Source organism: Streptomyces sp. NPDC014864 (assembly GCF_043081525.1).
Taxonomy (GTDB): Bacteria; Actinomycetota; Actinomycetes; order Streptomycetales; family Streptomycetaceae; genus Streptomyces.
On sequence record NZ_JBIBWT010000016.1, the window covers coordinates 155,243 to 170,192 of the forward strand.

Genomic DNA, 14,950 nt, shown 5'->3' on the forward strand with positions numbered 1-14,950 from the left:
TTCGCGATCATTCGGCGGCACCCCGAGGTCACCTCCGCCCCGGAGCTGAGCCACATCCCGCTGCTGCAGGACACCGGCTTGTATGCAGCCCTGGTGCTCGCCGCGTTCACCATCGTCTTCGGCACGCGTCATCTGGACGCCACCGAACGCCACGAGGGCATGGTCGCCGCCATCGCGTTCGAGTCCGTGGTCAAGCTCGTGGCGTTCCTCTCGGCCGGGGTTTTCGTGGCCTTCTGGATGTTCGGGGGCCTCCACGACCTGTTCTCCCGGGCCGCGGGCGCCGGTCTCACCACGCTGTTCACACTGCGCGAGCAGACCGGCTACGGCACGTGGGTCTGGCTCACGGTGCTGTCCATGCTGGCGATCGTGCTGCTGCCCCGGCAGTGGCAGATCAGCGTCGTCGAGAACGTCGACGAGAGGCACCTCAGACGGGCGATGTGGCTGTTCCCGCTGTATCTGCTCGCAATCAGCTTCTTCGTGCTTCCGATCGCGGCCGGCGGGCTTCTGCGGTTCGGAAAGGCCGTCGACGCCGACACCTACGTGCTGACCCTGCCGATGGCCGGAGGGCAGGAGGCACTCGCACTGCTCGTCTTCATCGGCGGCCTCAGCGCGGCCACCAGCATGGTCATCGTCGAGACGACCGCGCTCAGCACCATGGTGTCGAACTCACTCGTGATGCCGCTGCTGCTGCGCACCAGGTCCCGGCTGGCGCACCGGGACAACCTCGCCGGGCTGGTGCTGGGCATTCGGCGGGCGAGCATCGTGCTGATCCTGCTGCTCGGGTACGCGTACTTTCGGCTCGCGGGCGAGCAGACGGCGTTGGTGTCGATCGGCCTGGTGTCGTTCGCGGCCGTGGCACAGTTCGCGCCCGCCATCCTGGGCGGCCTGTTCTGGAAGGGCGGTACCCGCCGGGGCGTGCTGGTCGGCCTGGTGGCGGGGTTCACCGTGTGGGCGTACACCCTGGTGCTGCCGACCTTCGCCGATGCCGGGTTGCTGTCCGCTTCGTTCCTGCGCGAGGGCCCGCTCGGCATCGGGCTGCTCCGGCCACAGCATCTGTTGGGCGTGGCGGGGATGGACCCGATCAGCCATGCGATGTTCTGGAGCGTACTGCTGAACTTCGGCGGGTACGTCGCGGTCTCCCTCGCGGACCGGCCGGACGCTGCCGAGCGGGCGCAGGCGGTGCAGTTCGTCGAGATCCTCGAAGAGCCTGTCAGGGAGCGGCGCTGGCAGGTCCGTGCCACGGTCGGCCAACTGCAGACCCTGCTGGAGCGCTTCCTCGGGCAGGAGGGCGCCCGGCGGGCGTTGCGCTCCTATCCCGGAAGGAGACCCGACTCACTGGCGGCCGACGCGCCGCCGAAGCTGGTCCACCACGTGGAAGCCCAGCTCGCCGGCTCGGTGGGCGCCGCGTCCGCGCGGCTCGCGGTCGCCGCGGTGGCCGGAGAGGAGGACGTCGGCACCGAGGAAGTGATGGAGATGATCGGTGAGGCGTCGAAGAGGGTGGAGCTGGTCCGGTGGCGGCTGAAGTTGCTCTACGAGGCGACCGGCGGCATCGGCACCACCCTCGATGTGACCCGTACAGCCGAGGAGCTGACGCAGGTCGCGGTCCCGCGCTTCGCCGACTACGTCTCCGTCGACCTGGCCGAGTCGGTGCTCCGCGACGAGGAACTGGGGATGAACGGCACGGGCAGCGGCAGCAGGAGGATGCAGCGCGCGGCCCTCAGCGGCATCCGCGACGACGCTCCCCTGTTCGCCGTCGGCGACGTGATGACTTTCGCGCCGTCGTCGCCGCAGGCCCGCGCCGTCGAGAGCGGCCTTGCGGTCCTGGTGCCTCATCTGCGTGACTCCACGGAATGGCGGGAGGTGGACCTCGACCCCGCGCGGGGCTCCCGCGTCATCGACTACGGGATCCATTCGCTCATCACGGCGCCGCTGTCCGCCCGCGGCGTGCTGCTGGGCATGGTCCACTTCTGGCGCTCCGAGAGGCCCGAGCCCTTCGATCAGGACGATCTCTCCCTCGCGGCCGAACTGGCCAGCCGAGCCGCCGTGTCCCTCGACAACGCACGCCGCTACACCCGCGAGCACGGCTTGGCCGTGGCGCTGCAGCGGAGACTGCTGCCCCGCGCGCTGCCCGAACAGAACGCCGTCGAGGTCGCTTCCCGTTACCTGCCGGCGAAGGCGGTCGGCGGCGACTGGTTCGACGTCATCCCGCTGCCGGGCGCCAGGGTGGCGCTGGTCATGGGCGACATCGTCGGGCACGGACTGCACGCCGCGGCCACCATGGGGCAGCTGCGCACCGCCGTGCACAACTTCTCCACCCCCCTGGACCTGCCGCCCGACGAACTCCTCAGCCACCTCGACGAGTTGGTCGCCCTTATCGACCAGGACGCGATCGCGGCCGGCGACAAGACCACCGTCACCGGCGCCACCTGCCTGTACGCGGTCTACGACTCCGTGTCGGGCGACTGTGCCATCGCCAGCGCCGGGCACCCGGCGCCCGCGCTCGTACACCCCGACGGGACGGTGGAGTTCCTGGACGTGCCGTCCTGCCTCCCCCTCGGAATCGGCGGACTGCCCTTCGAGTGTGCCGAGTTGCGTCTGCCCGAGGGGAGCAGACTCGTCCTGTTCACCGACGGCCTAGTCGAGCGCCGCGACCTGGACGTCGACACCGGGCTCCGGCTGCTCCGCGAGACGCTGGCGCGCGCGGACCAGTCTCCCGAGGAGACCTGTGACGCCGTCCTCGACGCCCTGCTCCCGGCGCTCCGGAGCGACGACATCGCTCTGCTCGTCGCCCGTACGCGGGTGCTGGGCCCCGGGCAGGTCGCCGAGTGGGACGTGGAGTGCGACCCTGCCGCCGTTCGCCGCGTACGCGCTGCGGTCTCCGCCCGGCTCGTGGAGTGGGAGCTGGAGGACCTCGTGGACACCACGGAGCTGATCTGCAGCGAACTGATCACCAACGCCATGCGCCATGCCACCGGGCCCATCAGGGCGCGGTTGGTCCGCGATCGTGCGCTCATCTGCGAGGTCTTCGACGGCAGCAGCACCTCACCGCATCTGCGCTATGCGGCCAGCACGGACGAGGGTGGACGCGGCCTCTTCCTCGTGGCCCAGCTCACCGAGCGCTGGGGCACGCGCTACACCAAGGACGGCAAGGTCATCTGGGCGGAGCAGGCGGCACCGGGGGCGCTCGGCGGCTGACCGGCGCCGCCCGCGGACCTGGCCGCCGCTCCTCCCACGGCGTGCAGTCCTCCACCGCCGACGCCGCGCCGGGCTCCGACACCTGCGTCCTGGCCACCGTGCCACGTCGGCCGCAGCGTGCCGGTGAGACGGCCGGACCGCGGGACTGATCGACTCAGCCGCCGCTCTTGCGCCTGAACGACCGCTGGCTCGCAGCCGGGCCGTGCGCCGCACGCACCTTCGAGGCGTCGGGGTTGGCGGCGACATCGGCGGCCTCCGCCTGCGCACCGCGCTTGCGCGCCAGGGCTTCGCGGAACTTGCGCTTGAGGTCGTAGTTGCCGTCGCTGTCCGGCGCCAGAGGGGACGTCCCGGGGTCAGTCGGCTCCGAACCTTCCGTGGATACGGGCTCTGCGGTCATGGTGACCTCCTGGGTTCGGGGGCGGGCAGCCCCAGCTTGTCATGCCGGGCGCCGTGCGGGGCGCCCGGGACATCATCCTGCTCCGTTTGGGCGGGTAATCCCTCTGCCGGCCAAGGACGTTCGCTTCGTAGGTGAGGCGCTCGGGGCGGCTTCGGGCCGGGCTCGTCGATCCCGTGGTCAGGACGTTCACTGCCAGGGGCGACGCCTCTCAGCCGTTGCGACGCACGAGGGCGGCCTTGCGGGCCTCGGCGAGCTTGCGGGCCTCCACGGCCTGTCGGGACTTGCCGCGGGCGCCGCGGGAGGCGTCCTTGCTGGTGCCGAGGCCGCGGAAGGGAGCGTTGGTGTTCTTGGGCCGGGGGGCGGCGGGCCCGCCGTCGAGCGGGATGCCGGAAGGAGCCCTGGCGCCGGTGATCCGGCTCAGCTCCGCCTCGCCCGAGCGCACCTTGGTGACGGTCGGCTCGACGCCGGCCCCGGCCATCATCAGGCTCGTCTCGCGGCGCTGGCCCGACATCACGAGCGTGACCACGCTGCCGGACTCACCGGCGCGGGCGGTGCGGCCCGCCCGGTGCACGTATTCCTTGGGGTCGGTGGGCGGGTCGACGTTGACCACGAGATCGAGGTCGTCGACGTGCAGGCCACGGGCCGCGACATTGGTCGCCACCAGAACGGTGATCCGGCCGTTCTTGAACTGCGCCAGGGTTTGTGTGCGCTGCGGCTGGGACTTGCCGCTGTGCAGGGCCCCGGCGTGCACCCCGCTGGCCCGCAGATGCCGGGTGAGCTGGTCGACGGCGTGCCTGGTCTCGAGGAACAGCAGTACGCGGCCGTCGCGGGCGGCGATCTCCGTGGTGACGGAGTAGCGGTCAGGGCCGTGGACGACCAGAACGTGGTGCTCCATCGTCGTGACCGTGCCCGCGGACGGGTCGACCGAGTGGACGACCGGGTCGTGCAGGTAGCGGCGGACCAGCTGATCGACGTCGCGATCCAGAGTGGCCGAGAACAGCATCCGCTGACCCTCGGGGTGTACTTGGTCGAGGACGTCGGCAACCTGCGGCAGGAATCCCAAGTCGCACATCTGGTCGGCCTCGTCGAGCACGGTGACCCTGACCCGCCCCAGGCGGCAGGCCTTGCGCTCGATCAGGTCGTGCAGGCGTCCGGGGGTGGCGACGACCACCTCCGCTCCCTGGCGCAGCGCGGCGACCTGCCGGCCGATCGACATGCCGCCGACGACCGTGGCCACCCGCAGCCGCAGGGCCTCGGCGTACGGCGCCAGCGCCTGGGTGACCTGCTGGGCCAGCTCCCGGGTGGGCACGAGGATCAGAGCGAGGGGCTGCTTCGGTTCGGCGCGCCGCCCGGCCGTACGTGTCAGCAGCGGCAGGCCGAAGGCGAGCGTCTTGCCCGATCCGGTGCGCCCGCGCCCCAGGACGTCGCGCCCCTCCAGGGCGTCGGGCAGTGTGGCGGCCTGGATCGGAAAGGGTTCGCGCACCCCGAGCCCGCTCAGTGTCCGCAGCACCTCCACCGGCAGATCCAGACCGGCGAAGGAGACGGCCGGGGGCAGCGCCCGGGTCGTGGCCCCGGGCTTGGCGGGACCTTCGTGAACGATGCCGGAGTCATCGGGATGCTTCATCAACAGCCTTCCGCAGGGAAACGTACCGAGGAAGGCCCGGCAGGATCGAACAGCCCACGCACGAGCGGAACCGAACAGCAAGAATCGCCACCGCGACGACCACGCAAACGCATGACAGTAACACAAGGCGTGGCAACGCGCTCGCGATATCGATCTTGGACGTCCCGCACACTTGCCTGCGGTCCGCAGCCGTCGACCTGCCGGCCCCACCCCGGCGGGCGGGCTGTCGCGCCACCTGTCCAGCCGGAGCCCGGGCCCGCCGTGACATCCCCGCGGGTCGACCGGAACCGGCTCCCTCAGCCCGCCCGGCCCGGCAAAATCAGACTTTTCACCTCCCAGTCAAATACCCCTCCGGGTATTTGACCCCCTTAACGAAGCCGCCGTACTCTCTTCACAAGAAACCCCCCGGGGTATTTGAGGAGGCAACGAACGGGTCGCCGAACCCGGCCCCCCCCCCGGATACAGGGCCAGACGGAAAGGACTTCCAGCATGGTCGCCAGCCCCCCACCCGGTAACGAGACGATCGCCGGACGGCACCGCGTCGCCGTGATCGGCGGCGGAAGCGCCGGGATCAGCGTCTCGGCACGCCTGCGCCGAGCCGGCGTCACCGACATCACCCTCGTAGAACCGTCCGACTCGCACTGGTACCAGCCGCTGTGGACCCTGGTCGGCGGCGGTCAGGCCACCCTGCGCAGCACCCGCCGCGCCGAGGCCTCCGTCATTCCCGACGGGGTGCGCTGGATACGCCGGCACGCCCTGGCCGTCGACCCCGAGGCCCGTACCGTCCAGCTCTCCGGCGGCGACGAGCTCGTCTACGAGCACCTCGTGATGGCCCCCGGACTGCAACTGGACTGGGGAGCGGTGCCCGGGCTCGCCGAGGCGGTGGGACACGACCGGGTGAGCAGCAACTACGCACCCGAGTACGCCCCGCGCACCTGGGAGCTGATCAAGGGCATGCGTTCGGGCACCGCGATCTTCACGCACCCGGCCACGCCTCTCAAGTGCGGCGGCGCCCCGCAGAAGATCGCCTACCTGGCGGCCGACCACTGGCGCAGGCACAAGGTCCTCGACCGGATCCGGATCATTCTCGTCATCCCCGACACCGCCCTGTTCAAGGTGCCCGAGTGGAACCGCACCCTGGAGCGGGTCGCCGACGGGTACGGCATCGAGGTGCGGCTGCGGTCCGAGATGACCGCCGTGGACGGCGAGCGCCGTGAGGTCGTTCTCACCGACCACGCGAACGGCACACGGGAGACCGTGCCCTACGACCTGCTGCACGCGGTGCCGCCGCAGAGCGCCCCCGACTGGGTCAAGGCGAGCCCCCTCGCCGATCCGGCCGGTCCTCTGGGATTCGTCGCCGCGGACAAGCACACGCTGCAGCACCCGCGTCACCCAGAGGTCTTCGCGCTGGGCGACGTGGCGAACCTGCCGACCTCCAAGACCGGCGCGGCCGTGCGCAAGCAGGCACCGGTCGTGGCCGGCAACCTGCTCGACGTGATGAACGGCCGGACACCGACGCGCCGGTACGACGGCTACACCTCCTGTCCGCTGGTGACCGCCCGGGGCCGGATGCTGCTCGCCGAGTTCGACTACGACCTCAAGCCCTCGCCCACCTTCCCCCTGATCGACACCTTCAAGGCACGCCGCGACATGTGGGTGTTCAAGCGGTACGTGCTGCCGCCGGTGTACTGGCACGGCATGCTCACCGGCCGCCTCTGACCGGCCGGCCCGGGCTTCCCCCGACCCGGGCCGGCCCTCCGCCCACCCGCGTGGACGGGACGGCGGGCCGGCGCCCCTCTCCCGCATCGCGACACACCAGCCCTTCCTGCCCGACTGGAGGCCCACCCCATGTTCTTCGCCCAGTACTACCTGGACTGCCTCTCCCAGGCGTCCTACATGATCGCCGACGAGACCACGGGAAGGGCCGTCGTCGTCGACCCCCGCCGCGACATCTCCGAGTACCTCGCCGATGCCGACGCCCACGGTTTCACCGTCCAGGGCGTCGTCAACACCCACTTCCACGCCGACTTCCTGGCCGGCCACCTGGAGATGGCGAACCGCACCGGCGCCTGGATCGGCTACGGGCGTCGCGCCGAGGCCGAGTACCCCATCCGGAAGCTGAGCGACGGCGAGCGGATCAGCCTGGGCGGGGTCACCTTGCAGATCCTCGAGACGCCCGGCCACACCCCCGAGTCGATCAGCGTCCTCGTGTACGAGCACACGGACGACACCGTCCCCTACGGCGTGCTCACCGGCGACGCGCTGTTCATCGGCGACGTGGGACGCCCCGACCTGCTGGCCTCGTTCGGCACGACCGCCGACGAACTCGGCCGGATGCTGTACGACAGCGTCCAGCACAAGCTGATGGCCCTGCCCGAGGAGGTACGGGTCTTCCCCGCGCACGGCGCGGGATCGGCCTGCGGCAAGAACCTCTCCACCCAGCGGCAGTCCACCATCGGCGAGCAGCGCGCCACCAACTACGCCTGCCGGCCGATGAGCGAGGAGCAGTTCGTCGCTCTGGTGACCGCCGGACAGCCCTCCGCGCCCGCCTACTTCGCCTACGACGCGGTGCTCAACCGCAGGGAACACGGCCTGTTCGACGCGGGCGTCGCCGTACGGCCCCTGTCGGCCGGGGAGTTCGGGCAGCGGCGGGCCGCCGATGCGATCGTCGTCGACGCCCGCGACCCGCAGGAGTTCGCCGCCGGTCACCTGCGCGGCTCGGTCAACGTGCCCGCCGACGGCCGCTTCGCCGAGCAGGCCGGCATGGTCGTCGGCCCCGACGCGGAGGTCGTGGTCGTCGCGCCGCAGGACCGCGAGGAGGAGATCGTCACCCGGCTGGCGCGGATCGGCTTCGACAGGGTGGGGGGTTACCTGCGCGAGCCCGAGGGCGCCTTCCTCACCCTCGCCGACGACATGCTCCCGGCGAGCCGCCTGACCGCGGACGAACTGCGCTGGCTGCTGGAGAGCGACGAGCCCCCGCTGGTCCTGGACGTGCGCAACGCCGGCGAACGCGAAGCGGGCTTCATCGACGGCTCCCTGCACATCCCGCTGGCCGAACTCGCCCGCCGCATCGACGAGATCCCCGCCGGCCGGCCCCTGGTCGTGCACTGCGCGGGCGGCCACCGCTCCTCCATCGCCGCGAGCCTGCTCCGGCACAAGGGCCGTGCGGACGTCTCCGATCTGCTCGGCGGCTACGCCGCCTGGTCGGCCCGGCCCGCGGCCGCCTGCGGCTGATCCGACCGGCCCGGTCGTGCCCGCCGTGCGCCCGTGAGCTCACGGAACAAGAGCGCCGCCGACCGCAGCTCGCCGCCGCCTCCCGCGCCCTGGACCGCGCCGGCTTCGCCATCATCGCCACCGGCCTGCAGCAGTGCGTGACCGGCATCGACGCCGACGAGGGGACCGGGGAGGACACCGACCAGATCCGCACCCGGCTGGAGAGGCTCTTCCTGTCCCTGGCGTGAACACAGAGGGACACGCCACCGCAGTGCGGCGAAACCGGTACGGACGCGGGAGGCCACATCCCCGTCGCCCTGGCCGGGGCGACGGGTGCACTCCGCCCGCCGCGTCACCGGACCCGGACCCGGACCCGGACGATCCCCCGTGCTGCCGCACGCGCCACACGGCGGCCGGACCACGCGCACGGCGTCCGGCCGGGACGGCGCCGCCCTGGCCCGGTCCGTGTCCGGTCAGGCCGAGGAGTCGGCGTCCTCTGCTCCTGTCCCGTCCGCGAGCCGACGGAGCCGGATCACGGCGGCCACCGCCGTCCCGGCCCCGAGCAGGGCCACTGCCGGCAGGACGACCCGGTCGGACACGGCCTCGCCCAGCCGGGCGGCACCGTCCTCCCAGGCCGCCTCGGTGTCGGCGTCGAGGAACGCGGGGAGCGCCGATGTGCCGTCGAAGAGCAAGGAACACCGCCCCCAGTACGACGAAGAGGACCCCTCCGGCCAACGAGGTGCTGTGCACGGTCAGCGGCCCCAGCCGCAGGGGCCGACCCCTCAGCACCCGCCGGCGGCCGAGGTCGAGGCGGTCCCACAGCACCGCCACCGTCCGCGACCACTGGCCCGAACCGCGGGAGTGGTCCGCCCTGCTGGCGGAGGCACAGCGGGCCGGAGGCGAGCGCTGGAGCCTGTGGGCCCCCGGCGACGGCGCGGCCCGGGCCGCCCACCTGCTCGACACACTGGCCGCTCGGCTGCCGACCCCGTCCGCACGATCGGGCCGCACCACCGAGGGGGCAGGGCCGGATCAGCACGCCGGGGGAGGAATCGCATGCGCCTCGCAGTGATCACGCTCGTAGCGGGACGGCACCGCCATCTCTCCTTCCAGCAGAACGGTTTGGCGGCAGGGACGCATCGCCCGGACCATTACGTCGTGGTCGGCATCGACGACCCGTCCGCCGCCGAGGTCGTCCGGGCCGGAGTCCCGGAAGCCGATGTGATCAACGTGGAGCGCGCCGCCGGGAGGCTGCCTCTCGCGGCCGCCCGGAACGCAGGTGCTCGGCGGGCCCTGGAGGCAGGCGCAGCCGTGCTGGTCTTCCTGGACGTGGACTGTGTGCCGGGCCGCACCCTGGTGGGCCGCTACGCCGAGACGGCCGCGAGCACCCACGACGGCGCCCTCCTGTGCGGCACCGTGTCCTACCTCCCCCCGCCACCTCCGGGCGGCTACCGCCTGCCCGAGCTGCACGGGCTGGCACCGCCGCACCCTGGTCGCCCGACGCCCGAGGAAGGCGTCGTACTCAGGAACGGTGATCACCGGCTGTTCTGGTCGCTGTCCTTCGCGCTGACCGCCCGAACCTGGCAGCGCATCGGTGGATTCTGCGAGGACTACACCGGCTACGGCGGTGAGGACACCGACTTCGCCATGAGCGCCGCCGCCTCGGGAGTGGACCTGTGGTGGGTCGGTGGTGCCCCGGCCTACCACCAGCACCACCCCGTCAGCCGCCCCCCGGTCGAGCACCTGGACGACATACTTCGCAACGGCGCTCTCTACCGGAGGCGCTGGGGCACCTGGCCGATGGAGGGGTGGTTGCGGGACTTCGCCCGTCTCGGACTCGTCCGGCACGACTCCGCCGACGACACCTGGCACCGCACCGGGCGCGCTCGGCACGAGTCCCCCGTGGACCGCGCCAGTACCGACCCGTGACGGCCCTGGCACAACCGGCCCCCGGTCTCCGCCTTCGGTCGTGCGGGCTCTGACATACCGCCGTGCGGACAGCACTCGTCGCCGCTTCCGAGCGGACCGGTCCGTCCGGTCGCTTCGTGGTCGGCCACCCAGAACGATACAAAGGGGGATATGGGCGGAGTTTCAGATCGATCCGGGCATGACGTGCCTGAGGCATCCATGCGGACTCATCGGCCCGGTCGGCCTCGTCGCGGGGAAGACGCGAGGCGGTCGCGCTCACTGCTGAGTGTGCACAGCCTCGCCGGCCAGGTCTTCCTGCTCCAGCTGGTGGTCGTGATGCTGCTCGTCGCCGCCGCCCTGGTGGCGCTCGTGGTCCAGGCTCGACGCGACATCATGGCGGACGCCCGCCACCGGACACTCACCGCGGCGGAGACGTTCGCGAACTCCCCGGGAATCGTGGCGGCACTGAACAGCGCGAACCCGACCGCGGAGCTCCAGCCGCACGCCGAGGCGGCCCGGAAGAAGGCGGGCGTCGACGCCGTCATCGTGTACCGGCTGAACGGGATCACCCTCACCCACAGCGACCCGCGGCAGATCGGGAAGCGCGTCATCGGGCCTTACGCCGCGGCGGCGACCGGCAAGCCGTTCACGAGTACCTTCAAGGGCTCACTGGGGCCCTCCGTGATCTCGGCGGTTCCCGTCCGGGGGCCCGACGGTTCGGTCATCGCCATCGTCTCCGTGCCCGTCACGGTCGAGACGGTGCAGCACAGGGTGAACCAGCAGCTGCCGGTCCTCCTCGGCAGCGCCGCCGCGGCCCTGGTGGTCGCCGCGGGGGGGTCGGGCCTGGTGAGCCGGCGGTTGCGGCGGCAGACCCATGGCCTGGGCCCGACGGAGATGACCCGGATGTACGAGCACCACGACGCGGTGCTGCACGCAGTGCGGGAAGGAGTGCTGATCGTCGGCGGTCACGGCCGGCTGCTGCTGGCCAACGACGAGGCACGGCGGCTCCTGGACCTGCCGGCGGACGCGGAAGGGCGACACATCACCGATCTCGGACTGGAGGAGGGCCTTCGCGGGCTGCTCGCCTCCGACCGCCCCGCCACGGACGAGGTGCACCTGGCGGCCGACCGGCTGCTCGCGGTCAGCAAGCGGCTCACCGCGCCGCACGGACCCGCCGGCAGCGTGGTGACGCTCCGGGACACCACCGAGCTGCGGGCCCTCGCCGGCCGGGCGGAGGTGGCACGCGAACGGCTGCAGTCGCTCTACGACGCCGGGCTGCGGATCGGCACCACGCTCGATGTGAAGCGCACGGCCGAGGAACTGGCCGAGGTGGCCGTGACCCGGTTCGCCGACATCGTCACCGTCGACCTCCTGGACCCGGTCCTGCGCGGTGAGGAGTCCTCCGGTACGGCCGCCGGGATCACGGAGCTGCGCCGCACCGCCGTCTCCGGTCTCGACGTGGACCATCCCTTCCACCCCGTCCGCGACCTGATCCGGTTCGTCCCGGCCCACCCGGTCTCCAAGGCGATGGCCGAGGGCCGGGGGGTCATGGTCGGGGACCTGAGCGCCTCCCCGGTCTGGCAGACCCAGCAACCGGAACGTGCCCGGCGGATCCTCGACCACGGCATCCACTCCCTGCTCGTGGTTCCCCTGCGAGCCCGCGGTGTGGTGCTGGGAGTGGTCGAGTTCTGGCGCGCGAAGGGCTCCCCGCCGTTCGAGGACGAGGACGTGTCCTTCGCCGAGGAGCTGGCCGCCCGGGCAGCGGTGTGTGTCGACAACGCCCGCCGCTACACCCGCGAACACGCCATGGCCGTCACCCTGCAGCACAGCCTGCTCCCCCGCGCGCTGCCCGAGCAGTCCGCCCTCGACGTGGCCCACCGCTACCTGCCGGCCCAGGCCGGGGTGGGCGGGGACTGGTTCGACGTCATCCCGCTGTCCGGCACCCGAGTGGCACTGGTCGTGGGCGACGTCGTGGGCCACGGTCTGCACGCCGCGGCGACCATGGGCCGGCTGCGCATCGCCGTGCGCAACTTCGCCGGCCTCGACCTGCCCGTGGAGGAGCTGCTGGGCCGGCTGGACGAGCTGGTGGCACAGATCGACGCCGAGGAGGTCGCCGCCGCGAAGGACGGCGAGGCGATGATCAGCGGCGCGACCTGCCAGTACGCCGTCTACGACCCCATCACCGGGCGGCTGGCCATCGCGACCGCCGGGCATCCGGGACCGGCGGTGGTCCGGCCCGACGGGACCGTGGACTTCCCTCAGCTGCCCGTCTCCCCGCCCCTGGGACTCGGCGCCGGCCTACCGGTCGAGACCGCCGAGTTCACCGTGCCCGAGGATTCCCGGCTGGTGCTCTACACCGACGGACTGATCGAGGACCGCACCCGAGACCTGGACGCCGGTCTGGAGGCACTGCGCGACGCACTGACGGGGCCTCCCGGCCGCACGCCGGAGGCCATCTGCTCGACGGTGATGGAGGCCATGCTGTCCGACCGTCCCAAGGACGACATCGCGCTGCTGGTGGCCCGCACGTGCCGGCTCGGCCCCGAGGAGGTCGCCGAGTGGGACGTGCCCCGTGACCCGGCGGCGGTGGCCCCGGCGCGCGCCGCCTGCGCCCGCCGGCTGACGGAGTGGGGGCTGGAGGAGATCGCCTTCACCGCCGAAGTCGTCCTCAGCGAGCTGATCACCAACGCCGTCCGCTACGGCGCCGAGCCCATCGCCGTCCGGCTGCTCCGCACGACACCGCGCGACCCCGCCGCGGGCACCCTGATCTTCGAGGTCTCCGACGGCAGCAGCACCTCGCCGCGGCTGCGCCGGGCGAAGGTCACCGACGAGGGCGGCCGCGGGCTCTTCATGGTCGCCCGCTTCGCCCAACGCTGGGGGACCCGTTACACGCCCACCGGAAAAGTCATCTGGGCCCAACTGTCCCTGCACCACGCCGCCACGCCGGAGCCGGAAGACCTCGGCGACATCCTGCTGGGCCAATGGGACGACACGGGGATGTGAGACGGGCGTGCGCGGGCGTACGGGAACCGCGTTCAGCCGGGGAAAGACGCTGATCGCAGGCTCCCGAGCGACATTCCGCCGTCGAGGCAGCCGGGTACCCTGGCCTCGATGACCACTTCGTCGGCGCGGTGGACCCGAGGAAACCGGGAGGCGCAGCGGAAGGCCTGCCTCTCCGGCCCCGGGGATGCGGCCGGCAGCCGGTCGAGGTGCTCGTTCCCCCCACGCCCGGGAGCAGTCTTGACTACAGCGCGTGCCGGAACAGCGGCGGCCTTCGGCTGCTTCGCTCTCGTGGCACTGGGCCTGGGCGCCTGCGAGAACGCACCGCCCCCCAAACCCGCGAAGCCGTCGGTGGCCACGTCCGCCGAGAGCATGGGCGGCATGCCCGCTCTGATCGCCGCGGCGAAACGGGAGGGCGCGCTCAGAACGATCGCGCTGCCCCCCGACTGGGCCAACTACGGCGCCCTGATCGACGGCTTCGAGAAGAAGTACGGGATCAAGGTCACGGACGAGAATCCGCTCGGCCACAGCGAGGACGAGATCGACGCCCTGGCGAAGAGGGGGAACCGTCCGACGGCACCCGACGTGATCGACGTGGGCGACACGTTCGCGCGGAAGGCCGCGGCGCGGAATCTGCTCGCGCCGTACAGGGTGGCCGATTACGATTCGATCCCCGCCAGTCAGAAGGACTCGAAGGCCCGCTGGTCCAACAACTACGGGGGCTACATCTCCATCGGCTGCGACGCCAACCGGGTCGAGCCCTGTCCGGAGACCTTCACCGATCTGCTGAAGCCCGGTTACAAGGGCAAGGTCGCGCTCGAAGGCGACCCGCCCCGGTCGGCCACCGCCTTCGCCGGGGTCTACGCGGCCGCGCTGGCGAACAACGGGTCGTTCGGGAACATCCAGCCCGGGCTCGACTTCTTCGCCGAGCTCGAGCGGAACGGCAACTTCAACCCCCTCAATTCGAACTCGGCAACCGTCGCGGACGGCCGGACCCCCATCAGCATCAACTGGGACTACATCAACCTCCACTACGCCGACCGGCTCCGCGACAAGGGCGTGAACTGGCAGGTCGCGATCCCCTTCGACGGCAGCTTCGCCCAGTACTTCGCGCTGGCGGTCAACAAGAACGCCCCGCACCCGGCGGCTGCCCGCCTCTGGCAGGAATACCTCTTCAGTCCGGAGGGCCAGAACCTCCGGCTGCGCGCCTATGCCCGCCCGGTGCTCATGGACGCCATGAGGCAGGACGGCACCCTCGACAAGGCCGCCGCCGCACGACTGCCGTCGGTCGAGGGAACACCCCAGTTCCCGACGGACGCGCAACTGGAGAAGGCGAGGGAGACGGTCTCCCGGGGCTGGGCCGAGGCCGTCTCCGGCTAGCCGGGACGCCCGCCCTCGCCCATCCGTCGGCGCCCTGGCCACCGTCGTCCACGCGGAACGGTGGCGGCGGGCGGCGCGGTGGCGGGCGGCCACAGGCCGTTCCCCACGGCACCGGTGTCCTGTGAGCTGCCTCACCCAGCGCTGCCGGCTCGGCACACGAAGTGCCTTGCCAGCGCCCTTCGCGCCCGTCCGGAGCCGCCCGGTGGCCGGATGCGTCAGTAATCTGTCATTGCAGC

The 14,950-nt window shown here is 71.9% G+C and carries 9 protein-coding genes and 1 pseudogene; 7 read left to right on the top strand and 3 right to left on the bottom strand.

The window, feature by feature from the left end:
• Nucleotides 1-1,488 precede the first annotated feature (1,488 nt).
• Nucleotides 1,489-3,195: pseudogene (locus ACF1A5_RS26300) on the top strand (SpoIIE family protein phosphatase); the annotation flags it as partial.
• Between the two features lie 154 nt (nucleotides 3,196-3,349).
• On the opposite strand, the gene ACF1A5_RS26305 reads toward ACF1A5_RS26300, so the two are convergent.
• Nucleotides 3,350-3,592, bottom strand: coding sequence for a DUF5302 domain-containing protein (locus tag ACF1A5_RS26305; RefSeq protein WP_392195340.1), 243 nt, complete (start codon nucleotides 3,590-3,592; stop codon nucleotides 3,350-3,352).
• Between the two features lie 208 nt (nucleotides 3,593-3,800).
• Nucleotides 3,801-5,216: a DEAD/DEAH box helicase gene (locus ACF1A5_RS26310; protein ID WP_392195341.1), complete on the bottom strand. Its 1,416-nt coding sequence runs from the start codon at nucleotides 5,214-5,216 to the stop codon at nucleotides 3,801-3,803.
• Nucleotides 5,217-5,705: 489 nt separating this feature from the next.
• Between ACF1A5_RS26310 and ACF1A5_RS26315 the strand changes: the two genes are divergently transcribed.
• The 3 genes from ACF1A5_RS26315 (at nucleotide 5,706) to ACF1A5_RS26325 (ending at nucleotide 8,677) form a co-directional block, all read left to right on the top strand.
• Nucleotides 5,706-6,935 carry an FAD-dependent oxidoreductase gene (locus ACF1A5_RS26315; protein WP_392195342.1) on the top strand — a complete coding sequence of 410 codons (1,230 nt, stop codon included), beginning with the start codon at nucleotides 5,706-5,708 and terminating at the stop codon, nucleotides 6,933-6,935.
• 129 nt (nucleotides 6,936-7,064) lie between these two features.
• Nucleotides 7,065-8,450 carry a rhodanese-like domain-containing protein gene (locus ACF1A5_RS26320; RefSeq protein WP_392195343.1) on the top strand — a complete coding sequence of 462 codons (1,386 nt, stop codon included), beginning with the start codon at nucleotides 7,065-7,067 and terminating at the stop codon, nucleotides 8,448-8,450.
• Nucleotides 8,417-8,677, top strand: coding sequence for a transcriptional regulator (locus ACF1A5_RS26325; RefSeq protein ID WP_392195371.1), 261 nt, complete (start codon nucleotides 8,417-8,419; stop codon nucleotides 8,675-8,677). The genes ACF1A5_RS26320 and ACF1A5_RS26325 overlap by 34 nt, the downstream gene beginning before the upstream one ends.
• Nucleotides 8,678-8,902: 225 nt before the next feature.
• Here the strand turns inward: ACF1A5_RS26325 and ACF1A5_RS26330 are convergent, their stop codons facing one another.
• Nucleotides 8,903-9,121 (bottom strand): hypothetical protein, encoded by a 219-nt coding sequence (locus ACF1A5_RS26330; protein WP_392195344.1) that lies wholly within the window; start codon nucleotides 9,119-9,121, stop codon nucleotides 8,903-8,905.
• Between the two features lie 361 nt (nucleotides 9,122-9,482).
• Between ACF1A5_RS26330 and ACF1A5_RS26335 the strand changes: the two genes are divergently transcribed.
• The 3 genes from ACF1A5_RS26335 (at nucleotide 9,483) to ACF1A5_RS26345 (ending at nucleotide 14,714) form a co-directional block, all read left to right on the top strand.
• Nucleotides 9,483-10,355 (top strand): glycosyltransferase family 2 protein, encoded by an 873-nt coding sequence (locus ACF1A5_RS26335; RefSeq protein ID WP_392195345.1) that lies wholly within the window; start codon nucleotides 9,483-9,485, stop codon nucleotides 10,353-10,355.
• Nucleotides 10,356-10,553: 198 nt separating this feature from the next.
• The gene (locus ACF1A5_RS26340; RefSeq protein ID WP_392195346.1) at nucleotides 10,554-13,337 is read left to right on the top strand and encodes a SpoIIE family protein phosphatase; all 2,784 of its coding nucleotides are present in this window, start codon (nucleotides 10,554-10,556) and stop codon (nucleotides 13,335-13,337) included.
• Between the two features lie 237 nt (nucleotides 13,338-13,574).
• Nucleotides 13,575-14,714: an ABC transporter substrate-binding protein gene (locus ACF1A5_RS26345; protein WP_392195347.1), complete on the top strand. Its 1,140-nt coding sequence runs from the start codon at nucleotides 13,575-13,577 to the stop codon at nucleotides 14,712-14,714.
• Nucleotides 14,715-14,950 lie beyond the last annotated feature (236 nt).

What these genes read in the sequence shown, in the direction of transcription:
- ACF1A5_RS26305 (WP_392195340.1), bottom strand. Translation starts at nt 3,592, where the DNA reads ATGACCGCAGAGCCCGTATCCACGGAAGGTTCGGAGCCGACTGACCCC.
- ACF1A5_RS26310 (WP_392195341.1), bottom strand. Translation starts at nt 5,216, where the DNA reads ATGAAGCATCCCGATGACTCCGGCATCGTTCACGAAGGTCCCGCCAAG.
- ACF1A5_RS26315 (WP_392195342.1), top strand. Translation starts at nt 5,706, where the DNA reads ATGGTCGCCAGCCCCCCACCCGGTAACGAGACGATCGCCGGACGGCAC.
- ACF1A5_RS26320 (WP_392195343.1), top strand. Translation starts at nt 7,065, where the DNA reads ATGTTCTTCGCCCAGTACTACCTGGACTGCCTCTCCCAGGCGTCCTAC.
- ACF1A5_RS26335 (WP_392195345.1), top strand. Translation starts at nt 9,483, where the DNA reads ATGCGCCTCGCAGTGATCACGCTCGTAGCGGGACGGCACCGCCATCTC.
- ACF1A5_RS26340 (WP_392195346.1), top strand. Translation starts at nt 10,554, where the DNA reads ATGCGGACTCATCGGCCCGGTCGGCCTCGTCGCGGGGAAGACGCGAGG.